Origin of the sequence: Bartonella sp. AP36NXGY, from assembly GCF_042195865.1 — a bacterium.
Lineage (GTDB): Bacteria > Pseudomonadota > Alphaproteobacteria > Rhizobiales > Rhizobiaceae > Bartonella.
In genome coordinates, this window is the sequence record NZ_JBHIPD010000007.1 from 64,292 (window position 1) to 87,043 (window position 22,752).

General features: G+C 37.1%; 16 protein-coding genes. 9 read left to right on the plus strand and 7 right to left on the minus strand.

Annotation, left to right across the window (positions count from 1 at the left end):
• Window positions 1-5 precede the first annotated feature (5 nt).
• The 6 genes from ACFINX_RS04495 to ACFINX_RS04520 all read right to left on the minus strand — a co-directional run bounded on the left by ACFINX_RS04495 (window position 6) and on the right by ACFINX_RS04520 (window position 11,924).
• Window positions 6-1,034 carry a zinc-binding dehydrogenase gene (locus ACFINX_RS04495; protein WP_375613072.1) on the minus strand — a complete coding sequence of 343 codons (1,029 nt, stop codon included), beginning with the start codon at window positions 1,032-1,034 and terminating at the stop codon, window positions 6-8.
• A gap of 57 nt (window positions 1,035-1,091) precedes the next feature.
• Window positions 1,092-2,366 (minus strand): beta-ketoacyl-ACP synthase, encoded by a 1,275-nt coding sequence (locus tag ACFINX_RS04500; RefSeq protein WP_375613071.1) that lies wholly within the window; start codon window positions 2,364-2,366, stop codon window positions 1,092-1,094.
• Between the two features lie 15 nt (window positions 2,367-2,381).
• Entirely contained in the window at window positions 2,382-3,557 is a 1,176-nt protein-coding gene (locus ACFINX_RS04505) for a beta-ketoacyl-ACP synthase (protein ID WP_375629402.1), read from the minus strand.
• 10 nt (window positions 3,558-3,567) lie between these two features.
• A complete protein-coding gene (locus ACFINX_RS04510; protein ID WP_005773457.1) occupies window positions 3,568-3,852 on the minus strand; it encodes an acyl carrier protein in 285 nt (94 codons plus the stop codon).
• Window positions 3,853-4,041: 189 nt separating this feature from the next.
• Window positions 4,042-6,360, minus strand: coding sequence for an NADP-dependent malic enzyme (locus tag ACFINX_RS04515; protein ID WP_375611563.1), 2,319 nt, complete (start codon window positions 6,358-6,360; stop codon window positions 4,042-4,044).
• Between the two features lie 1,004 nt (window positions 6,361-7,364).
• Entirely contained in the window at window positions 7,365-11,924 is a 4,560-nt protein-coding gene (locus ACFINX_RS04520; protein ID WP_375668383.1) for a hypothetical protein, read from the minus strand.
• A 655-nt stretch (window positions 11,925-12,579) separates the two neighbouring features.
• On the opposite strand from ACFINX_RS04520, the gene hfq reads away from it, so the two are divergent.
• The 4 genes from hfq (at window position 12,580) to ACFINX_RS04540 (ending at window position 17,410) form a co-directional block, all read left to right on the plus strand.
• Window positions 12,580-12,819, plus strand: coding sequence for an RNA chaperone Hfq (gene hfq / locus ACFINX_RS04525; protein WP_005773461.1), 240 nt, complete (start codon window positions 12,580-12,582; stop codon window positions 12,817-12,819).
• A 53-nt stretch (window positions 12,820-12,872) separates the two neighbouring features.
• Complete coding sequence (gene hflX, locus ACFINX_RS04530) at window positions 12,873-14,216, plus strand: GTPase HflX (RefSeq protein ID WP_375668384.1); 1,344 nt, start codon at window positions 12,873-12,875, stop codon at window positions 14,214-14,216.
• 144 nt (window positions 14,217-14,360) lie between these two features.
• Window positions 14,361-16,187 (plus strand): hypothetical protein, encoded by a 1,827-nt coding sequence (locus ACFINX_RS04535; protein ID WP_375668385.1) that lies wholly within the window; start codon window positions 14,361-14,363, stop codon window positions 16,185-16,187.
• 146 nt (window positions 16,188-16,333) lie between these two features.
• Window positions 16,334-17,410 carry a COX15/CtaA family protein gene (locus tag ACFINX_RS04540; protein ID WP_375668386.1) on the plus strand — a complete coding sequence of 359 codons (1,077 nt, stop codon included), beginning with the start codon at window positions 16,334-16,336 and terminating at the stop codon, window positions 17,408-17,410.
• 20 nt (window positions 17,411-17,430) lie between these two features.
• Here ACFINX_RS04540 and argC read toward each other — a convergent pair whose 3' ends face one another.
• On the minus strand, window positions 17,431-18,363 hold the full coding sequence (argC, locus tag ACFINX_RS04545) for an N-acetyl-gamma-glutamyl-phosphate reductase (RefSeq protein WP_375613064.1): 933 nt from the start codon (window positions 18,361-18,363) through the stop codon (window positions 17,431-17,433).
• A 322-nt stretch (window positions 18,364-18,685) separates the two neighbouring features.
• Here argC and glyA point away from each other — a divergent pair, with 322 nt between their 5' ends.
• From glyA to ACFINX_RS04570, 5 genes are all read left to right on the plus strand, one after another.
• Complete coding sequence (glyA, locus tag ACFINX_RS04550) at window positions 18,686-19,999, plus strand: serine hydroxymethyltransferase (protein WP_375629389.1); 1,314 nt, start codon at window positions 18,686-18,688, stop codon at window positions 19,997-19,999.
• A gap of 11 nt (window positions 20,000-20,010) precedes the next feature.
• Window positions 20,011-20,493 carry a transcriptional regulator NrdR gene (gene nrdR / locus ACFINX_RS04555; RefSeq protein WP_375611570.1) on the plus strand — a complete coding sequence of 161 codons (483 nt, stop codon included), beginning with the start codon at window positions 20,011-20,013 and terminating at the stop codon, window positions 20,491-20,493.
• The gene (ribD, locus tag ACFINX_RS04560; RefSeq protein ID WP_375611590.1) at window positions 20,486-21,616 is read left to right on the plus strand and encodes a bifunctional diaminohydroxyphosphoribosylaminopyrimidine deaminase/5-amino-6-(5-phosphoribosylamino)uracil reductase RibD; all 1,131 of its coding nucleotides are present in this window, start codon (window positions 20,486-20,488) and stop codon (window positions 21,614-21,616) included. Before nrdR ends, ribD begins: the two co-directional genes overlap by 8 nt.
• Window positions 21,598-22,215, plus strand: coding sequence for a riboflavin synthase (locus ACFINX_RS04565; protein ID WP_375611571.1), 618 nt, complete (start codon window positions 21,598-21,600; stop codon window positions 22,213-22,215). Before ribD ends, ACFINX_RS04565 begins: the two co-directional genes overlap by 19 nt.
• Window positions 22,216-22,296: 81 nt before the next feature.
• Window positions 22,297-22,752, plus strand: a complete 456-nt coding sequence (locus ACFINX_RS04570) for a 6,7-dimethyl-8-ribityllumazine synthase (RefSeq protein ID WP_375611572.1) — start codon at window positions 22,297-22,299, stop codon at window positions 22,750-22,752.

Genomic DNA, 22,752 nt, shown 5'->3' on the forward strand with positions numbered 1-22,752 from the left:
ATGATTTAATCGATTTTAAGGATAATTTTACCAAAAACATCTCGGCTCTCCATTCGTTTTAGAGCTGTATCAATTTCATCCAGCCCAACAATTGTATCAATGACAGGGTGTACGGCTTTTTGTGCCATTTTTTGCATGGCATTTTTCATATTTTCCATACGGCAGCCAAATGAACCGAATATCTTAAGCTGTTGCTGGAATAATTGCATGAGATTTATTGGTGCTGAAACACCAGAGGTAGAACCGCAAGTCACTAAGCGTGCTCCTTTTTTCATACATAACAGAGAACCGTTCCATGTATCGACACCAACATGCTCAAAAACAACGTCAACACCTTTTTTTTGGGTTAATTTACGCACTACACCTTCAAAACGATCTTTACGATAATTAATCACATGATCTGCCCCAAGAGAGTGCGCTTTTGCAATTTTTTCATCTGAACCTACAGTTGTGATAACTGTACAGCCCATGTGTTTTGCAAGTTGAATGGCTGCAGAACCAATACCTGAGCCACCAGCCTGTACCAAGATTGTTTCTCCTGCTTGTAGTTTTGCATTATCGAAAAGCATATGTTCTACGGTACCAAAAGTAATTGGAGCAACTGCTGCTTGCAATTCATCACATTGGGGAGGTGATGGAACTAATAAACGTGCTGGCAAATTGACAAGCTCACACGCAAATCCATCAAGGTGAAAACCATAGACTCCCTTTACATTACTGCAAAGATTATCCCGTCCTTCATGACAAGCTTGGCATACTCCGCAGGTTTGTGCACCATAAATTGAGACAATCTGTCCAAGTTGGAGATGTTCAACGCCATCTCCTATTTGTATAACCTCACCAGAGGCTTCTGCACCAATGATGAGTGGCATTTTTCTTTTCGCAAAAGCCATGCCACGCCATCCCCATACATCAATATGATTAAGAGCAACGGCTTTTATCCGCACAGTTACTTCACCTATACTAGGTGAAGATGGCGGGGAAATATTGGTGATTTCAAGCCGACGATCATCGAAGAGTTGCAGTGCACGCATTATCATCCCCCTTAAATATATTATTGGTTAGCGTTATAAAATTTTATTATTACAGGATTATCCTTTATATGCAGTGATAACAAGACTCATATTTTGACCACCAAATCCAAATGAGTTTGACAAAACCGCATTGACACAGGACTTACGGCTATGATGAGGAACAACATCTAAGGGGATAGTAGGGTCAGGGTTATCATAATTTATTGTTGGTGGAAGTATTCCCGATTGAATGGTTAAAAGCGAAAAAACCGCTTCTATTGCACCAGCAGCAGTTAATGTATGCCCAATCATTGATTTATTAGAAGAGACAGGAATATGCTCTAAAAGATCACCGAATACTGTTGATAATGCAAGATATTCCATTTTTTCATTTTCAGGTGTTGAAGTTCCGTGGGCATTAATATAGTCAATTTCATTGATGGTTATTTTTGCATCGTCTAAAGCTTTGCGAACGGATTCAATTGCTGGTGATGCATCGGGTTTTGAACGTGTACGGTGAAAGTCATCGGCGGTTTCTCCACAGCCAGCTAAAATTCCTAAAACTGTAGCATTACGGTTTAATGCGCTTTGAAGAGATTCAAGAACAAGAGCGCCTGAGCCTTCTGCCATAACAAAACCATCTCGATCACGGCTAAAGGGTTTTGCTGCTTTTTCTGGAGGCTCATTCTGAGTTGAAAGAGCAGATAGTAGCGAAAAACGAATAAGAGATTCTGCTGAAACTGATCCATCTGTCGCAATTATGAGAGCTCTATTTGTCTCTCTCCGTCTAATAGACTCAACACCTAATTGAATTGCTGTTGCACCAGATGCACAGGCAGTGGAAAGTGTAACAGGAAGTCCTTTTGTGCCAAATGTTTTTTGAAGTTTTTCTGCAATTGCACCAAATTGTGTGGATTCAAAAAGCGTCTCATGGAGTTTATCCTTACAGACTTTAAGAAGATGTGCATAAGAAGGCTCATTATTGAATTCTTCCTCTTGATCAAGACTAAAACGTGCTTTCCATTCAAGTTCAACAGGAGGAGCAGCTAGAAAGAGTGGTCCATTAAAGTTTTTTTTATCAATAGCAGCTTGTTCTAAAGCTTCTTCAGCAGAAAGATGTGCAAGCTTCTCAGAGAGAGCTGAAGCACCAAGTGTACTTTCTTTAAGAAAATCAATTGTTCCAGCAATATATGTATTTAATCCCTCAACGGGAAAACGTGTTATTTTGTGGATACCACTTACACCACTTGTTAATTTTTGCCAATTTTCATGTTTCCCTTGTCCCAGTGATGTGACAATGCCTGCACCAGTTATTGCTACAAGTGGACGCCCAAAATGATCATGATATTTCACTATAGAAATTCCCCTTCAAACAGCAGTAAGACGCACAATACCTTCAGCTCTTTTTATACCAATCGTTGTAACAAATATTTCACGTACTTCTTTAGAAAAAGGTTTTTCATGAGGACTTAACACTGGAAAACCGCGTTTTTTTTCAATTGAAAGTGCTGCAAGAGCTAGAGCTAGAGGAAATTGTGCTTCCCGCATATAACCAAATAATGTTGTAATGCCACGGTAAGATAGATCAGCATTATCAAGAGCATTTTGTTCTGCTTTTGTTGCTTCGTGAGCTCCTGAGGCTGCTGAAATGGCTAAGGCAGATTTAGCGCCCGCAGTTTTTAACATTGTTGCAATTGAATCTCTAAGTGGAATTTTGGTTCTATCTGTTTGGTCTGTAATAATTTGGCTAATTTCAGCATAAGCACGTGCGTTGCGTTTTTTGGCATGTTCTCCACTTTCAATAACTAGGAAGATCCCAGCAGAACCTGCTATGACACCGCCGCCTGGATAGATTCCACGATCCCACACTGGGCTCCATCCATTATGGGTTAAAAGACCACCAAGCTCATGCGCCAACAACATATCATAACTTTGTGCATTATAGGAACTTCCTACAAGAGCATGGGTACTTTGACCTGATTTAATACGAGCTACAGCAATTTGAAGTGCAGAAAGACCACTGCCTTCTTCTCCCATAAATGTACGAGATGATCCAGTGACTTTATGAACAATTGAAATGTTTCCTGCCAAAAGGTTTGAAAGTTGTGCCAAAAATAATGTTGGACGAAGTTCAGTTGAAAGAGCAACATTTAACATAGAAGCATGATCGGCAACTGCGCGCGCTTTAGAAAGAATCTGTGTATCAACAGTAATATCACGTTCTCCCCCACTTGCCGCTACGATCATATCCATTGTTGAAGTGAGTTGTTCATTATTTTTCATGCCGGCATCATCAAGAGCAAGACCAGCCGCATAGGTACCAAGACGCTGCCATGTTCCCATTTGCCGTTGATCACTTTTTTTAGGAATTTGTAAACTCCAATCAATTTCGGGCAATTTATGAACCGTGTAAGGTGAAAAAGTTGTATAATCTAGGTTTGGTGTACGGATTGGATCATTTAAGAGATTCCAATGTTGATCAGTTCCTTCCCCCAGAGAGCTTATGAGACCTATACCAGTGATGAATACAGATTGATCATGCATGGCGAAAAAACTACTCGGCCTGTTTTAAGGCAACGAGATCATCAATTTTTGCACAAAGGTTTTTAAGAACAAAGTATTCTTCTGTTGCAACGGTACCTTCGTTGACTTCTTGTGTCCATTGTTCTAGAGGGACTTTTATTCCAAAAGCTTTATCAATAGCGAAAACAATATCAAGAAAATCAAGACTGTCGATTCCTAAATCGTCAATTGTATGACTCTCAGGTGTAATTGTATTGCGATCAATTTCACTGATTTCTGCAATGATATCAGCAACTTTATCAAACGTGGAAGGCAATGTACGGATTCCTTATTATAGAGTTAGTAAATTCAAAATACATTTAATATTGTTCTTCTAGCCTTTTTTCTCTTTAAAAAAAAGACTTAATCCAGAATATAGCTGTCTTTATCTATAGAGAAAAGAGGTTTACAGTACATGAAATACTATATCTCAATATTTAAAAAACTTTGAAATTTTATTACGCATTTATTTTACGAGACTATTTTTTCTATTGGCAGCAAGGACAGCAAGGGCTGTTATATTAACAACTCCCCGGGAAGTTACTGAAGGTGTTAAGATATGGGCGGGACGTGCTGCCCCGATTAGAATAGGACCAACATGGAGTGCATTTGTGAGGCTTTTAACAGTGTTGAGCGTGATATTGGCTGAATCAAGTGTTGGAAAGACAAGCAAATTAGCTTCACTTTTAAGACGAGAATTAGGAAAAACACGATCACGAAAAACTTTGGAAAGGGCAGCATCAGCATGCATTTCACCATCTGCTTCTAAATCAGGGTGTAATTTGGCAAGAATTTCTGTTGCACGTCGCATTTTACGCGCACTTTCTGTGTTTTTAGAACCAAAGTTTGAGTGTGATAATAAGGCTGCTTTTGGTGTTATTCCAAATGCTTCAACTTCTTGAGCTGCCAACACAGTCATTTCAGCGATTTCTTCTGCAGAAGGATTTTCATTGACGTAAGTATCTGTAAGGAAAAGAGTACGTTGTTGAGAGATAAGCAAACTCATAGCAGAAAAACGGTGAACATGAGGATCAAGACCGATAATTTGTTCAATCAATTCAAGTTGACGTTCAAAGCGTCCTTCTAAGCCGCAAATCATTGCATCTGCTTCTTCACGCATAACGGCAAGGGCAGCAATAGCCGTTGTTGATGTTCTCACTACTGTTTTTGCCATTTCAGGCGTAACACCACGCCTTCCTGTATAATGAAAAAATAAATTAACATAATCACGAAAACGTGGATCATCTTCAGGGTTTGTTAATTCAAAATCTATACCGGGACGAATTCTTAAACCAAAGCGTTTTAATCTTGCTTCTACGACATGTGGACGGCCGATAAGGAGGGGCGTTGCTGTTTGTTCTTCAATGACAACTTGTGCCGCACGAAGGACGCGTTCATCTTCACCATTGGCATAGATGACGCGTTTACGTTTTGCTGTTTTTGCTGCAGCAAAAACAGGTTTCATTGTTAAACCAGAAAGAAAGACAAATCGATTGAGGATATCATAGTAGGCCTCCATATCTTCAATGGGACGAATGGCGACACCAGTTGTCATTGCTGCTTTAGCAACAGCGGGGGCAATACGCAGTATTAAACGCGGATCAAAAGGAGAGGGGATTAGATAGTCTGGTCCAAAATTGGGTGGTTCTTTTGAGTATGCACGTGCTACAACATCTGAAGTTTCTTCACGTGCAAGGGCAGCAATCGCATGAACAGCGGCCATTTTCATTTCTTCATTAATTGCACTAGCACCTACGTCTAATGCACCACGGAAGATATAGGGAAAACAAAGGACATTATTAACTTGATTGGGATAATCAGAGCGTCCTGTGCAGATCATTGCATCTGGTCGTATAGAGCGTGCTTCTTCAGGCATAATTTCTGGTACTGGATTAGCCAGTGCTAAAATGAGTGGATTTTGAGCCATTCTTTTAAGATATTCAGGCTTTAAAACACCACCTGCAGATAGGCCTAGAAAAATATCCGCATCATCAATAATATCAGATAAAGTTCGTGCGTCCGTTTTTTGTGCGTAATTGATTTTCCAACGATCCATAAGGGTCTTGCGACCTTCATAAACAACTCCCTCTAAGTCACTAAGCCAAATATTTTCAACTTTTGCCCCAAGACGAACCAAAAGATTAAGGCAAGCGAGGGCAGCAGCACCTGCACCTGAGGTAACTATTTTTGCATTTTCAATTTTTTTTCCTGAAAGATTTAAGGCATTTAATACAGCCGCAGAAACAATAATGGCAGTTCCATGTTGGTCATCATGAAAAACTGGAATTTTCATTTTAGCACGAAGCTTTTCTTCGATGTCAAAACATTCAGGAGCCTTAATGTCTTCAAGATTAATACCACCAAATGTAGGTTCTAAAGTCGATACCGTTTGTACCATTTGTTCTATATCGGATGCATCAATTTCAATATCAAAGACATCAATATTCGCAAATTTTTTGAATAAAACGGCTTTACCTTCCATAACTGGCTTTGAAGCAAGAGGGCCAATATTTCCTAAACCAAGAACAGCAGTTCCATTGGATATAACAGCGACTAAATTAGAACGGGAGGTATATTGAGCAGCAAGATTAGGATCTTCATGAATTGCAAGACATGGTGCAGCAACACCTGGAGAATAAGCAAGAGCTAAATCACGTTGGTTATCAAGAGGTTTTGTTGCTTGTATTTCCAATTTTCCAGGTTTAGGGTACTGGTGATAAAAAAGTGCGGCACTGTCAAGTTCAGCTTTTGGTGAACTGAAATCACTATTTCGTTCTCTAGACATTTTTATGATATCCAAGTTAGCGTATGTGTATATGAGATGTTCCATCTACGATAAGGTTTTGTCCACTAATAGATCCTCATTTCTCTGAATATCAAAATGCATGAGTATGAGAAAACTCTTCTGGATCGTAAAACCAGTTTGATGATTCTTTTTGTTTGTGTGCATGAATAATTTCATTGATAGAAGCACGATTAGTTTTTTCTTTCCTTAATAAAACGCGTAAAAATTGATTAGTCTACAAACGAATAAAATATTACTAATAATTACATTACCAAGCCATTATTTTTTTTGCAATGCTTACAACTTAAGGAAAGAAAAGAAGAGTGTTTTCTATTAACTTCATCTTCTTTATTTAAATTTCTATAGGGAGGTAGAAGAAATTTTAAATAACAATTTGCAATTTATAAATTATTTTTGCAGCTATTTAAAAGGAAATTGGAACTTTAAAAATGGGAGTTGTTTTGTTTATTATTCAATTGAACTCTTAATAATGCAAACTTTATAATTTATAATGAATCATCTCGTATGTTGAATGAGAAATTTGAATACAATAAGATTCTTTTAGCTCAAACTCATCTAATATAATAAAAAATATTTACTTACATAATTCAAACGAGAGTAATATGTGGATAAAAAACATTAAAAAAAATAAATAGAAGTGTTTCTATGAGCTATTTTAATACAAAAGCATGAATTTTTTTCACAATTAATAAAAATAATTATTACCGATTTTGTACCTTTATGAAACTATGAAAAATAAAGGAGTTAAGAAAAAGATAAGGAAATAGAAAACATGCTTTATCATTCTTAGAATGATACGTTGTTTGATAAGCCATTACGCTTCTTTAGGGTTATTGCTTAGGATATCAAAGAAAACTCGCATGCCAATTATCCCAACCTTTGAAGTACAAAGCTACAGTTGAAAAAAAAGCATTCTATGATGAGCCATTAAAACAACTGGAGAGAGAAAGTGGAAAAAATATCTTTTTCCACTTTCTTATTTGTTATTGGATTCGACCACTTGCATGAGCAAGCATAGTATAAACTTTTCCGGTATCTGATATCAAGTACTTGCGAACTGAGTTGGAAGAGCCAGAACTGCGCGATATATCACGTAAGAGCTTTTCGAAATCTGTAACATATTGATTCACTGAACGTTTAAACCCAAAATCGCTCATATATTTTTTCTTAATCATTTCAAATATTTTTTGTCCATTTAAGGTATAAAGGCGTTCTGTTACGATGTTTTTTTGTCCACGTTGATAATGATCCCATAGCTCAACAATGGCATTGTGATTAATAGCTTGCACTATACCAGAAGCTAATGAATTAAGAGAGCAGTTTGCAGGAGATGGTTTTGTTTGCACTGATGTTAAAACATCATCACTAGGGGGAGAATCATAAAATGTTTCTTCACGTGAAGCTCTTTCTAAGAGATTTGATACCCATTTATTTGGTCTTTTTTTGCTTTGATCTTGTTGCAAAATAGGCTTAGGTGGCACAATCTTTTTAACAGACTCAGTGGAACTGTCACTTTTTTGATTAAACATTGATGATGTAGGAAATGCTGATATTAGCTGTTTTTGTGCGCTCTTTTGATCATTTTGTATAACACTGACTAAATCTTGTAACGCTGTAATCTGTTCATTCAAAGCTGTGCGAATTGTTTGCGTTGTTTCTTTTGTTTTTTCTGGAAGTTTTTTTACATTTTCATTGATATCATTATTAATCTTTGAAAGCTCTAAACGAACTTCATCAGCGGAGCGACGTATATCTTCTGCTGCTTCTGAAAAACGCGTTGATGCTTCACTAACAAGCTTATTAAGTGATTGTTGGAATGAATTTGTGGAGTTACGCGCATTCTTATCAGAGCGTTCAAGTGCTAAGTTGAAGATTTTTTCATAATGCCCAATCATTTGATTAATTTCATGAGACTTTGAAACAAGAGCATCGCTTAATACAGAAAGCGTATTATGTTTTTCTTCAAGTGTTGCACTAAGTGAATTTTCAGACTGTTCAAGAACATGAATAGTTTGGGAAAGTGTCTTTGCATGTTCACCAAAACTGCTCGTTATATGATTAATTTGTTCAAAGGTACTCTTTGAAAGTCCTTGCAGAATTTCAACATTAGTATTGAGCGCTTGATTTGAAGCTGACAAACGCTCTGCTACTTGGTCCGTGTTGCGGAAAAAATTATTCGTACTCTCATTAAACTGCCCATCAATATTTTGAACAGCCGATAATAAAACATTACTATTTTCCTGAAAATTGTAAATTGATTGATTCAACTGTGTTAAGATGGATGAGACATTATTAACAAGCTCTTCCTTCATAATCGTTATTGTTTGAAGTGTTTCAGAGTTAGCTTTGGTTAAGCTATTCACTAAAGATTCGTTATGTGCATAAATTCTTTGTTCAGCATCTTGTGTGGAAAGAGAGAGTTGTTCACCGATATGCTGTGTTAAAGAATCAATTGATTCTGTCGTATTTTGCGCTGCTTGATTTAAGTGATTTGTAAGCTCTGTTATTTTTCCAACATGTTGTGAAATTTGTGTTGTTGTTTGATTTCCAGCATCTTCCAGACGGCTCGTTACATCAGAGAGCTGATATCCTAAATTATTTTTAAGATTTTGCATAGAGTGATGAAGAACATCACAGCGTTCATTAAGAACTTGTTCTATTGCTGTTGTTGATGTGTGAATAGTTTCATTCAATAATGCTTGTGCATTATGGCTGGCTGTTGCGAAAGCTTCGACAGTATGCGCTGTTTGTTCAGACAGAACTGACAGAACTTTTTCACTGGTATCATAAACAGTTTTTTTGACATTTGATACAATGCGATTGCCTGATTCTGAGAGAATATTTTCTGCTTGTGCAGTAACATTTGTAACAGATGAAAGAATTTGTTCACTCGTAGAAGAAAGAATATCAGAAGCTTTTATAATCTTATTATGCAGGTTATCTGTCACTGTATTAACAGAGTCTTCTAAGGTTACACGCATATTGTCAACACTGCTTTCCAGCGCTTGTTGAATTATCTGACTTTGCTCATTACTAATCATGAGAGACGTTTTTAATGTGTCAGAACGTTCCTCAATAACAGATGTTTGCATATCAATGGCTTCACAGATTTGGCTAAATTTTTCAGATAATGTTTCCTCTAGCGTTGTTGTCCGTTCAAAAATTTTGTGTGCACGATCTTCTAGATCTGTATCGAATGATTCCATACGTGTTTCAAGGGTTTCAAAGAAAACACCACTCGATTGAGAGAGAGTATTCTTTAAAATTTCGGCATGGCTTTCAAGGTTTTTGATATGATCTTGAACCGTTTCAGTAATGTTTTTATTATTGGCGACAATTGCACTCTCAACTAAATCTATTTGTTGTTTCAATGCAACATCGACACGTATATCACTTTTTGCAATGAGATTATGGATTGTTTCCATGCGTTGTTCAAGTGTGCGTGCTTGATCGGCAAGAACTTCATTGAGAGAAAAACTATTAATCGCTAAAGAATCGCGCAGAGCATCGGCACGGATATCAATATTTCTCGCTTGTGCTTCTAAAGCATCTTGGGTTGTATTACAACTTTGTACAATGACATCTTGTAACTTTTCAGTGCATTGAATGATGTTTGTAATATGATTTTCAGCTTGTTTATCAACGACTTGAACATTATCAGCCAAAACTTTTTCAATATGAGAAGTATTTTGGGACAAAACATCAATTTGATTTCTTAATGTATCCGCAATTTTATTTTTCTCGTTATCGAGCATGTCTGCCATAAGAGCTCGTTGATCAGAAAGTTGTACTTTAAAATCTTGTGAACGTTCTTGTATGATATCAACAATGGCATTGTCGACATATTGAATTTCTTCTCTCAGACTTTCCTTACTTTTATCAATTGCAGAAAGAATAGCTTCACGTCCATTTGTAAATGCATGGGTAATGTCTGCTGTTTTTTCTTGGAGGTTCTCATTTATTTTCAAGACATGAGCTTCCAAGAAGTTACCAAGTTTTTCAGCATTATCCTCTAAAGCCTGACTGCGTTCTATAAAGGAATCAATGATGGAATCACTATGTTCTTTAAGAGAAAGATCAACAGTTGCTAAACGTTGTTCAAAGGCTCCAATTGCTTGCGAGGTTACGTTATCAAATTTAGAAGAGAGTTTATGTGCTTGGTCGTCGAGCTTTAAGATCTTCTCATCAAAATTCTGTAGAGATTGATTATTACGATCAATAAGAGCTTTATCCAAGGCTTTAAACTTTTCATCAACAGCGTGCAAAGTTTGATCTGTTACTGCTTGTATATGTGTTGCAATTTTAGCAACATGTACTTCTGCTTTTTCAGCTGTTTCATTAAAAGTTTTTTCTATTTGTTTTTCATTATAATCAAATCGTTTTGCAAAACCATCAAAGTTTTTTCCTAATTCATGAAAAAATTCCGTGTTTTTCTGCTGAATTTGTGTTGTTGTTTTGTTAAATTTTTCAACAAGTTGATTTGTTACGCCATCACCGGCATAGGAAAGTTTTTCAACAAGGTCTTCACCTTGTTTTTGTAAAGTTTGAGAAAGGGTTTGTGCAAGCTTTTCAACATTGGTCACAATGTTAGAGGTAACCAAACCAAATTCATCACTCAGTTGTTCTTGGGTTCCTTTAATTGTTGATTGTACGCGATCTGCGTGATTCAAAATGGCTATGCGTTCATTACTCAATTCTTTGATTAATGTGTGAATGCGTGATTCATTCTCAGCATAGGCTTGTTCTAGATTGTGAACTTCACCTTGTATGATTGCTTCAAGTTCAACAGCACGTCCGAGGGTACGTTCAATACCTTCGTTCATTGCCGCTACTTCTTCACGAATGGTTTGCCCTATAGCAATAGCTTGTTTTTCAGATAGATGTTGTGGTTCACTAAGGCGCTGTGCAGCATTGGTCATAAGAAGCGCAATATTATGCAAGTCGTTTGAACGTTTTGTTAATTGAGCAACGCCCCAAGATATAAGGATAGGAATTGCTGTTCCGGCTGCTACAGCAAGTCCTGTTGGGGATGTAACAAAAGTGCTGATATTGGATAAGGAGCTGAGTCCGGTAGGTGCGAGTTTATGCGCAATAAAAGCTCCTCCCGTTGCCCATAAAGCACTAAGCGCTGTTGTATACCAGTAGACTCGAGAGGAAGAACGCTGCTTGAATGGTCCAAAATTTACAGGGGTTGTTATATCATCATTTGCAGGAAGAAGTTTTGTAGGCAATAATGTATTATGAACAGTTCCACCTGAAATATCAGGTGAAGGTTTTGGAGCAAAAAGCTGTTCAACAACGGATTTATCAACAACAGCTTCATCATGAATATTAGAAACAAAAGTTGACGTACCGTTTTCAGCAAAAAATTCTTCTTCTGCCATTGCAATTTTTTGAATCAGATCATCGACATTAACAACATTTTCAGAATTATTGGATGATATCGTTTCAAATCCTGTGTCATCGAAATCAAAGTTCATAGCTTTTGTGAGGGCTTCTTCAACTTCAACTTCAAATGTTTGCAATTTTGTTCTGCGTGCCATACTCGCCTCGTACTCTTACAGCCGGAAAAGGGATACATTCTCTTCCACATAATTTCTACATACTAGCTGTTAATTATTTAGAAAGGAATATGCTTAGGGAAAAATTTTAAAAACTTATCAAGATAAAGTTAACGCGGTTTCTTGTACCCTGTTTAAAAATGTTATAAAATATAGTAAAAACAATTTATTATTTAAATCTAACTAAAACAAAAATACTGTTTACAACTTGTGTTTATAGGAAAGCTTTATAAGCCGGCAGTCTTTGAAATAAGGACAATTTAATAGCGGTTATATATACAGTAAGGTGCGAATGTCTCTCTTTAATATCGACAATCGTTAATAAATGTTGTTGTCCGCTTACTTTTATTGATTCTAAACGAAGCAGATTTATCATCACATATAGTCTGTAATAGCTTAGGATGTATAAAAGTATGCCTTTGAATTGTAAGCTCATAAAAAAGTAAACGTGGAAAAATTTTTAATTTAATATAGCTTTTCGTAAGTTGTACTTTATTATTGTCTTAAAGAGCTGTTTTTTCTCTAATTTCAGTTGTTTGTTGCTGAATTTTTAAGCTTCTACGTTGACAATTGGATATTTTTCAGTCGATATGCATGCACGAATATTTTATGCAATCTAGATAAAGGTGTAAGAATAATGGCAGAGCGATCACAACACCTGCAAGATGTGTTTTTAAATACGGTGCGTAAGCAAAAAATTTCCCTTACAATTTTTCTTGTCAATGGCGTTAAACTCACGGGTATTGTAACTTCATTTGATAATTTTTGTGTTCTTTTGCGCCGAGATGGACACGCGCAATTGGTTTATAAGCATGCTATTTCTACGATTATGCCTGGACAGCCTGTACAGATGTTTGAGGGTGAAAGTCCTGAGTAAACATATCATTTTAAGATAGACCTCTTATCCCATTTAAAAGTACTTAGATTGCTATGATAAATGAAAATGAGAGATTAGGAGGGGTATTTTCGCAGAATACAGAACAGGTGCGCGCACTTGTTCTGATACCGATTTTTCAAGAAAATAGAAGTGAAAGCTCTTTGAGAGAGTGTTCTATATCTTCTCGTGTTAAAGAATCATTGGGGTTAGCGCGTGCTATAAGGTTAGAAGTTGTTAATTATGAAACGATTAATATTGCAACGCCTCGCTCTGCGACTCTCTTTGGAAAAGGTAAAGTAGATGCGTTAACCTGTTATATAGATGAATATTCTATTGAGCTTGCGATTGTAGATCACTTTTTAACGCCAGTACAGCAGCGTAATTTAGAAAAATTATGGAATTGCAAAGTTATCGATAGAACGGCTTTGATTCTTGAAATTTTTGGGGATCGTGCACGAACAAAAGAAGGAGTTTTGCAAGTAGAGTTAGCGCGTTTGTCCTATCAAAAAGGGAGGCTTGTGCGGAGTTGGACGCACTTGGAAAGGCAACGGGGGGGGCGTGGCTTCCTAGGTGGACCTGGTGAGACGCAAATTGAAGCAGATAGGCGTCTTTTACAAGAGAAAATTATTCGTATTCGCCGCGAATTGCAAACGGTTATTAAAACACGTGCACTTCATAGAGCAAAAAGGAAAAAAACATCTTATCCTGTTGTGGCACTGGTAGGATATACGAATACAGGAAAGTCAACTCTCTTTAACCGTTTAAGCGGTGCAGATGTTTTAGCAAAGAATATGTTATTTGCAACGCTTGACCCGACTTTGCGCAAAGTTGTGCTTCCCCATGGAAAAACTGTTCTTTTGTCTGATACTGTAGGGTTTATTTCTAACTTGCCAACGAATTTGATTGCAGCTTTTAGAGCAACCCTTGAAGAAGTGGTTGAAGCGGATCTCATTCTTCATATAAGAGATATGTCAGATCTTGATCATCGAGCACATGCCCAAGATGTTTTAGAAGTGCTTTCAAGTCTTGATATCGATATTGATGATATGGAGCATATCATAGAAGTTTGGAATAAGATTGATATGTTAGATGAGCAAGCATTGAATGTTTTACAAACAAGCGCAAAGACGCGATTAAATCCTGCTCTCATGGTATCAGCACTTAAGGGGGATGGACTTGATCAATTATTAAGAGCCATTGAAAAGCGAATTTTTGGAGAGGTGCAAAGCATTGAATATCTTTTACAGCCTCATGAAATGTCGCTTATCGATTGGTTTTATGAAAACTCTGCGGAAATAGTGCAAGAAGGACATGATGATGGGTCTATTACCATTAGAGCCGTTATTACTTCTGAAGCAAAAAAACAACTAGAGAGCCTCAAAAAAAATATGAATTAAGTTCTTTAAAGCTATTTTTGAACATTTGTTCTTAAATTTTATATTTTTATTAGCTCAAAATAATATGACAGCAAGTTAAGAGGATAGTTACTACTTTCTCTTAATAAAACAATATGAAGAAGTATTTTGCTGGTTAAAATAAAGATGAGTCTTACATGTAATAAAAGACTATTCGTACGTACCGTATGGCGAAGCATTTTGATTGTTTTGCTATTACAAATGCTATGTGTATCTTTGATTTGGTTGTATTATTTTGTCCAGCCTCGTGGTTACCAAGCAACTTTAGTATTTTCATTATCTGATTCTGTAGGAAGACCATTACCAATTAAAAAGCAAGACGATGTTATCACTTTTTTGTTTTCACAGCCTATGTTCTTCAATGATTCGAATTTTTCTTTAAGTGCTTCTTATAAGAAAAAAAATCATGAAAATATCCGTTTATCGCGTCATGGTGATTTTATCGATCTTACTTTTGAAGCCGAGACACTTGAAGCAGCTCAACGTGGGTTGGAAACTTGGTTTTCCGCATTTTCACAAGCAATCATAAAACAGAAACAATTCTTGTTAAATGATAAATTAGAAGACAAACAATATGATAATATTGCAATCCTTAATATCGTGCAGGAATTTCGTAAATCTATTGATTCTTTTATTCAGCGTGGTGTAAAACAAACAGAGCTTCATGATCTTTCGATGCAATTAACGCAAGCAACTTTAAAGCGTATTCATTTAACAAGTTTGAATTCAACGATTAACATGATGCGTGAAAATGGGCAGTCTTTACTGTCTTTATCGTTTATTGCAGGCAATTCAGCAATTGCTGCTCTGGAATCTAAACGTGATCTCTTGGAAACACAAAGAGCACATATGGCTGTGCAATTAGGGTGGACACATCCTCAAATTAAAGCGATGACTGCAGAATTAGAGACAGTTTCTCATCAATTAAAAAATAAAATTTTACAAATCGTTTATCAAGTTCATTCAGATGAGGTTATTGCAACGGAATTAGAAAAACAGCTCAAAAAAAGAATGAACTTTTTTGTAAAAGATCAATCCCAATCTTTGAATGAAATATTTAACGAGTTTGAAAATAAAATAAAAGTAGCAGTCGATGCCCAAAATGAAGCGATGAGCAAGTCTGCTCAACGAAGAGAAAAAATTATTGATTCATATCGGAGATTGAGTGATGATCCTCTTCTCTTACAAAATACAAATATCTACGTGGTCACGCCAACAACGTTAGCACCAATTTCTTTTATGGCTCTTTATGGAAAAAATATTCTTGTGAGTGCATTGGCCAGTTTCCTTACTCTTTTGCTAGGAATATTGTTATTCTATCCGTGCTTTAAAAGGAAAAAAGACCAAATCTCAGAAGAGGATTTGAGATCAAAAGAAAATGATCTTAAGAAGAATGAGAGTATTTTAGTCTCTCAAGAAATGAAAAATTTTGAAGCTTTTATTACGATAGAGGGATTATCTGATGTTTTGAAATGGCGTGCTTCAACCATTATTTCAATCATTGGACCAGAAGCTGCACGGACAGCGGCAAAGCTTTCACTTCATCTCACAAAAGAGAACAAAACAATTTTGTTGGTCGATATTTCTGGTCAACAAATAGAGAAAGTCATAGGCCCACATCGCGGACTGAGTGATATTTTAACGGGCAATGCCAAGTTGCATGATGTTATTTACCGTGATTATGATACGGGGGTTGATATTCTTCCTCAGGGGTTAACAAGTGCTATTTCAGCACAAGATTTTTCAAATGATATTTTTCATATATTACAAGAATTTAAAAAAGAATATGATTTTATCATCCTAGAGATGGCAAGCGAACCCAAATATGGGTTTGAGCAATTTGCAGAGCTAACAGACTATTATATTTGTAATACTGTTCTTAATAAACAAGAATGGATGATGCGTATGGTAGACAGCTTTCCAAAGACTGTTTATCGCGTTGTAGCATCATAAGCTTCGTAAAAAAGAAATATGTATCGCATGTTATAGTGGTACGCTTGTTTTTTGCTAAAGTTGTAGTACATACTAAAATAGACAAAGAGTTAATGTTTAAATTTTAAAATGCATTTTAGTTGGAGAGAAGCGTGGGGCAATCAGAGATGGCAGTAAAGAGATTAAACAATAGCATTTTAACGCCTGTGCAAAAGGAAAATAGAAAACATATACAGGTGTGGCTTTACTCTATTTTATTGCTTTGTTTGGCAATTGTCTTAGTAGGTGGCGCTACTCGTTTGACGGGATCAGGATTATCTATAACGGAATGGAAGCCAATACACGGCGTTATTCCACCGATTGGTGAGGATCAATGGCAAGAGGAATTTTTAAAATATCAACAAATAGCACAATATAAGCTGCTTAATCCTGATATGACCTTAAGTGCTTTTAAGGTCATTTTTTGGTGGGAATGGGCGCATCGTGTTCTTGGGCGTCTTGTTGGTCTTGTCGCTTTATTGGGGCTCATTTGGTTTTGGGCGACTAAGCGTTTTGAAAAAAATATCTTACTCCCGCTTATTGTTGTACCTATTCTTATCGCCTTTCAAGGCTTTATTGGTTGGTGGATGGTTGCTTCAGGGATTGGGCAAAGTAATTTAACAAGTGTGAGCCAATATCGTTTGGCATTTCATCTTATAACAGCATGTTTTGTTATTGTTTTTGTTACTTATTTATCTCGAGGGCTTGCAGAATATTCAGAAAAACCAGCAAATAAAAAGGTGCAATATTTTGCGGCATGGCTTGTTATTCTCGTCTTGATAGAGATTTATTTCGGAGCTTTGGTTGCAGGGCTTCATGCTGGAAAAGTCTATAATACATGGCCCCTTATGGATGGGCAGATTATTCCTGATGGATTGTTGCAGCATCGTCCTGTTTGGCTCAATTTATTCGAAAATTCCTTAATGGTTCAATTTATTCATCGGTTTTTTGCTTATTTTTTATTGATTGCCTCGGTTATTCATGCTTTCTATGTACAAAAAAATGCTCCACATTCAACTCATTCTCGTCGTGCATTTCTTATCTGTGTTATGATTATTATCCAAGCAGTCTTGGGTATCTTAACACTGTTACATGAGGTTCCGATAAGTTTGGGGCTCATTCATCAAAGTATGGCATTAGTCGTGTTGTGTTTTGTTGTTGCACATTGGCGAGCAACAAAAGGGGCTTATCGCGTTGTTGAATAAAAGTTTGTGGGTAGGGAGGTTTAGTCGCTTGAAAGCATTAAATCGAGGTTTTGGATAGCTGCAGCTGATGCGCCTTTTCCTAAATTATCGAATATGGCGCTGAGATTAAAAATACCTTCACGATCATTTCCAAATACGAACAGTTTCATACCATCTTTATTGGCTAAACACTCTGGATTAAGTCTTTGAAGTGAAGCAGTTTCTTCTTGTGATGCAACTAAAATGGTATTTTGTCCATCGTAATGGTTTGCGAGAATTTCGCGCAAATCAGAACAGTTTGCTGATTTTGTGAATAAATGGCGATGCAGAGGAAGATTCACAATCATTCCTTGGGGAAAACGACCCACACTTGGTATAAAAACTGGGGGTTGATTGATTTGTCCATAGATTTTAATTTCTGGCACATGTTTGTGTTCAAGATTAAGACCATAGATAAAATAATTGTCCTGAATATTTTGTTGAGATTGATTTTCCATTTGTAAAATCAACTGTTTTCCACCACCGGTATAGCCGGAGATTGCATTAATCGAGATGGGATAATCGGCGTCTAGCAGTCCTGCTTCACGGAGTGGGCGAATCAAACTAATGGCACCGGTAGGATAGCATCCGGGATTGGTTATATAATGTGCTGCTTGGATGCGCTTTCTTTGTCCTGCTGTCATTTCAGGAAAACCGTAAACCCAGTCTGGTGCAACACGGTGGGCTGTCGAGCTATCAATAATCCTAATGTTTTTATTTTTTTGAAGCCAATGAACCGTTTCGCGTGCAGCATCATCTGGAAGACACAAAATAGCAATATCGGCTTGATTAAGATAGTCTTGTCGCAGATGAACATTATGGCGATCTTTATGAGCAAGAGAGAGTAGTTTTAAATCTGTACGCCTTTCTAAGCGTTTTTGTATTTGTAGTCCGGTTGTGCCATGTTCACCATCAATAAAAACTTTGGTTAGCATTTTTATTTGCCTTCGTATTAACTTTGCCTATTATATTCAGCTTTTCACATTATAAATTATTTTTAATCATTAAATTATTGAATTTCTTTAGATTATAGATATTTTTTGTAAAAGGTGTAAACAAATAAGAGTGTAAAAAAAGAAATGTAATCTCATTTTTTACTATTCTCGAGAGGAAAGTTTTTCGCTGTTTTTATAACAAAGAATAAGATAAATATTTGCCTCATTATTTTTGAGTGTAAGTAGTTTAAAATGTTTGGTTTGCATGGTTTGCTGTGTTATCGTTCCTTGACTTTATTTTTTTATGTTAGGAATGTGTTTTATGACTCAGCAAGAAAATGACGCACAAAAGCGCTTTTTTAATGATAATTTACAAACTGTTGATGGTGCAATTTTTGACGCAATTAGAGGGGAGTTTGAGCGTCAACAACATGAAATTGAGCTTATTGCTTCAGAGAATATTGTTTCAAGAGCGGTCCTTGAAGCGCAGGGGTCTGTTTTAACCAATAAGTATGCAGAAGGTTATCCAAGAAAGCGCTACTATGGTGGGTGTCAATTTGTTGATGTCGTTGAAGATTTAGCTATTGAAAGGGCAAAACTGCTTTTCGGTGCTGCGTTTGCGAATGTACAGCCTAATTCTGGTAGCCAAATGAATCAAGCTGTCTTTTTAGCTTTACTTCAGCCTGGTGACACATTTATGGGGTTGGATTTAAATGCTGGAGGTCACCTTACGCATGGTTCACCTGTTAATATGTCAGGAAAATGGTTTGATGTTGTTTCCTATGGTGTGCGTCAAGAAGATCAGATTATTGATATGGATGAGGTTGAGCAGCTTGCAAAAGAACGTAAGCCAAAACTTATTATAGCAGGGGGCTCATCTTATCCACGGCTATGGGATTGGGAAAGATTCCGTGAAATTGCAGATGAAATCGGTGCTCATTTACTCGTTGATATGTCTCATATTGCTGGTCTTGTTGCTGGTGGCGTGCATCCTTCACCTGTTCCACATGCGCATATTGTAACAACAACAACACATAAATCGCTTCGAGGTCCTCGGGGTGGTTTAATATTGACAAATGATGAGGCTTTATCCAGAAAAATTAATTCTGCAATTTTTCCTGGTCTTCAAGGTGGTCCTTTAATGCATGTGATTGCCGCAAAGGCTGTTGCGTTTGAGGAGGCTTTGCGTCCCTCTTTCAAGAGTTACAGTGCCAATGTTGTCGCTAATGCGAAAACTTTAGCAAAAACATTACAGGGTAATGGTTTTAATATTGTTTCTGGTGGTACAGATAATCATTTGTTGTTGGTTGATTTACGTTCTAAAAATCTAACAGGTAAACGTGCTGAATTGGCTTTGGGACGCGCTCATATTACCTGCAATAAAAATGGCATTCCTTTTGATTCTGAAACGCCATCTATAACATCGGGAATTCGTTTGGGATCACCTGCTGCCACGACGCGTGGTTTTTTAGAAAAAGAGTTTATTCAAGTTGGTCATCTGATTTCAGAAGTTCTTGATGGTCTTCGGAGTGCAAAAAGTGATGAAGATAATCATGCCGTTGAAATGGCTGTTGAGAAAAAGGTAAAAGATATAACGAATCAATTTCCTCTTTACTCTTATCTTAGCACTCGTTAAGGATACAAAGGATGCGCTGTCCTTACTGCCAATATGAGGATACACAGGTCAAAGACTCTCGTCCAGCAGAAGAGGGGGCAGTGATTCGCCGCCGCCGTGTGTGTTCCGTTTGTGGTGGTCGTTTTACAACTTTTGAACGTGTTCAGTTGCGTGAGCTCTTGGTTGCTAAAAAAAGTGGACGATGTGAACCCTTCGATCGTGATAAGTTAATGCGATCAGTTGATGTGGCTGTACGTAAGCGCAATATTGATCCTGATCATATTGAACGAGCAATTTCTGGCATTGTACGCCAGCTTGAAAGTTTGGGAGAACCAGAGATTTCTTCAGAAAAAATTGGGCATCTTGTGATGGAAGCATTGAAAAGAATTGATGATATTGCTTATATTCGTTTTGCTTCTGTGTATCGAGATTTTCGTAATGCAAGCGATTTTCACGATGTTATAGATGAATTGTCAAAGGGTATCGCGGATACAGAATCTCGTTTTGATGAATAAAAAAGTGCAAGATGAACGGTTTATGGCTGCAGCTATTCGTTTAGCAGAACGTCATGTCGGTCTTACAGGTGAGAATCCTTCCGTTGGTACGTTAATTGTGCGAAACGATAATGGTGCTGTGGGGGCTTTTATTGTTGGCTATGGCGTAACAGCTATTCATGGGAGTCCTCATGCGGAAGTGCAAGCTTTACACATGGCAGGTTCTTTGGCTCAAGGAGCGACTGCTTATGTTACTTTAGAACCTTGTGCGCATTATGGAAAAACTTCGCCGTGTGTGAATGCGCTTATTGATTCAGGTGTTTCTCGAGTTGTTATTGCGCTGACTGATTGTGACAAGCGTGTTGATGGTCATGGTATTGCTCTTTTGCGAGCGGCGGGTATTGAAGTGGTTGAGGGCATTTTAGCTGAAGAGGCTTTTGAATCCTTATGGACGCATTGGTGCATAAGGAAGATACAACGCTGTGCGGTCACTTTTAAAATGGCAATTTCTGCCGATAATGGTGTTGGAAAAAGAGAGAAGGGCAGCGTAAAAATTAGTGGAACACTTTCTCATGCCCATACGCATATTCTACGTGCTCAAAATAATGCTATCCTCGTTGGTATTGGTACTATATTAGCAGATGATCCACAACTCAATTGCCGCTTGCCAGGGATGGAGATGCGCTCACCAATTCGTATTATTTTGGATGCAGATTTATCTATCCCCCTTGATGCAAAAGTTGTCCAAACAGCCATAAAAATTCCTACATGGGTTATTTGTGATGTGGATATTTCAAAGAAAAGCAAAAAAAATGCATTGGAGCAATATGGTGTGTCTGTTTATTCGGTCGAGATGAACAATGGTTGTGTAGAACCCTTTGCTCTTTTACAGATGCTTTATAAACATGGGATTAATAGTGTTTTATTGGAAGGGGGTGTCAAGACAGGGGAAAAATTTTTGAATGCTGGTTGTGTTGATCATTTGATATGTTTTCATACCCCCATTGTTTTAGGCAAAAATCGTATTGAAGCCCCTCATTTTGGAAATTATCTCTCGCAGTTTCATGAGATTGAGACAAGAATGTTTGGAAATGACCGTTTTTATAAGTGGAGACGTAAGACATTATGTTCACAGGAATTATAACGGATATTGGTTGTGTTGAAGATGTTCAACCTTTAAAGCAGGGGATGCGTTTAAAGATTTCTACCCGCTATGCTATAGAAAGCTTAGCAATTGGGGCGTCAATTGCTTGTTCAGGAATTTGTCTGACAATTGTAGAGCGAGGATTAAAGCAAGAAGATTCCAATTGGTTTGTTGTCGAGGCGTGGGAAGAAACATTACGTTTAACGAATCTTGCACAATGGATAAAAGGAACTTTTGTTAATTTGGAACGTTCGCTTCGATTGGGTGATGAAATGGGAGGACATTTAGTTTCTGGTCATATTGATGGTTTGGCTGAAATCATTGATCAAAAAAATGAAGGGGATGCAATTCGCTTTTATTTAAAAGTTTCAAGACAATTTATGCCTTTCATTGTTAATAAGGGATCTATTGCACTTAATGGGACATCTTTGACTGTTAATGGTGTTGAGGATTGTGTTTTTGATGTTCTTATTATTCGCCATACACTTGAAATGACAACGTGGGGACAAGCTAAAATTGGAGATCGGGTCAATTTGGAAATTGATCAACTTGCTCGTTATGCTGCAAAACTTTTTACTTTAAAAAGAGAAGATGAATAAGCCAACACTCTATTGATCGTTTTCAGAATTTTATGCTTTATAACTTTGATTTTTTTGATTCGTTTTTTGTGGAATTCCATTATGATGAAAGAGATAGGTAAAAAGCCTCACGTATTGATTGTTGAGGCACGTTTTTATGAGGGGATTTCTGATGCACTTTTGAGAGGTGCAGTGAATACTTTGCAAAAAGCTGAAGCAAGTTATGATGTTGTAACGGTTCCTGGAGCATTAGAAATACCAAGTGCAATAGCTTTTGCTGAACAAAACAAGATATCGTATGATGGTTATGTTGCTCTTGGTTGTGTTATTCGGGGTGAAACATATCACTTTGAAATTGTTGCTAATGATTCTTGTCGTGCATTGATGGATTTAACTGTTCATCAGCACTTGGCTATTGGAAATGGTATTTTGACTGTTGAAAATGAAGAACAAGCATGGGTGCGTGCAAAACTAGATGATAAAAATAAAGGTGGTTTTGCGGCTGAAGCTGCTTTATGTATGATCGCTCTAAAAAAGAGATTTGGAGATAATCGTTAA

Bases quoted from the DNA above. Each gene is read 5' to 3' on its own strand.
- ACFINX_RS04520 (WP_375668383.1), bottom strand. From the start codon at position 11,924: ATGGCACGCAGAACAAAATTGCAAACATTTGAAGTTGAAGTTGAAGAA.
- nrdR (WP_375611570.1), top strand. From the start codon at position 20,011: ATGCGCTGTCCTTACTGCCAATATGAGGATACACAGGTCAAAGACTCT.
- ACFINX_RS04535 (WP_375668385.1), top strand. From the start codon at position 14,361: ATGAGTCTTACATGTAATAAAAGACTATTCGTACGTACCGTATGGCGA.
- glyA (WP_375629389.1), top strand. From the start codon at position 18,686: ATGACTCAGCAAGAAAATGACGCACAAAAGCGCTTTTTTAATGATAAT.
- ACFINX_RS04565 (WP_375611571.1), top strand. From the start codon at position 21,598: ATGTTCACAGGAATTATAACGGATATTGGTTGTGTTGAAGATGTTCAA.
- argC (WP_375613064.1), bottom strand. From the start codon at position 18,363: ATGCTAACCAAAGTTTTTATTGATGGTGAACATGGCACAACCGGACTA.
- ribD (WP_375611590.1), top strand. From the start codon at position 20,486: ATGAATAAAAAAGTGCAAGATGAACGGTTTATGGCTGCAGCTATTCGT.
- ACFINX_RS04505 (WP_375629402.1), bottom strand. From the start codon at position 3,557: ATGCATGATCAATCTGTATTCATCACTGGTATAGGTCTCATAAGCTCT.
- ACFINX_RS04495 (WP_375613072.1), bottom strand. From the start codon at position 1,034: ATGCGTGCACTGCAACTCTTCGATGATCGTCGGCTTGAAATCACCAAT.
- hflX (WP_375668384.1), top strand. From the start codon at position 12,873: ATGATAAATGAAAATGAGAGATTAGGAGGGGTATTTTCGCAGAATACA.
- ACFINX_RS04515 (WP_375611563.1), bottom strand. From the start codon at position 6,360: ATGTCTAGAGAACGAAATAGTGATTTCAGTTCACCAAAAGCTGAACTT.
- ACFINX_RS04540 (WP_375668386.1), top strand. From the start codon at position 16,334: ATGGCAGTAAAGAGATTAAACAATAGCATTTTAACGCCTGTGCAAAAG.
- ACFINX_RS04570 (WP_375611572.1), top strand. From the start codon at position 22,297: ATGATGAAAGAGATAGGTAAAAAGCCTCACGTATTGATTGTTGAGGCA.
- hfq (WP_005773461.1), top strand. From the start codon at position 12,580: ATGGCAGAGCGATCACAACACCTGCAAGATGTGTTTTTAAATACGGTG.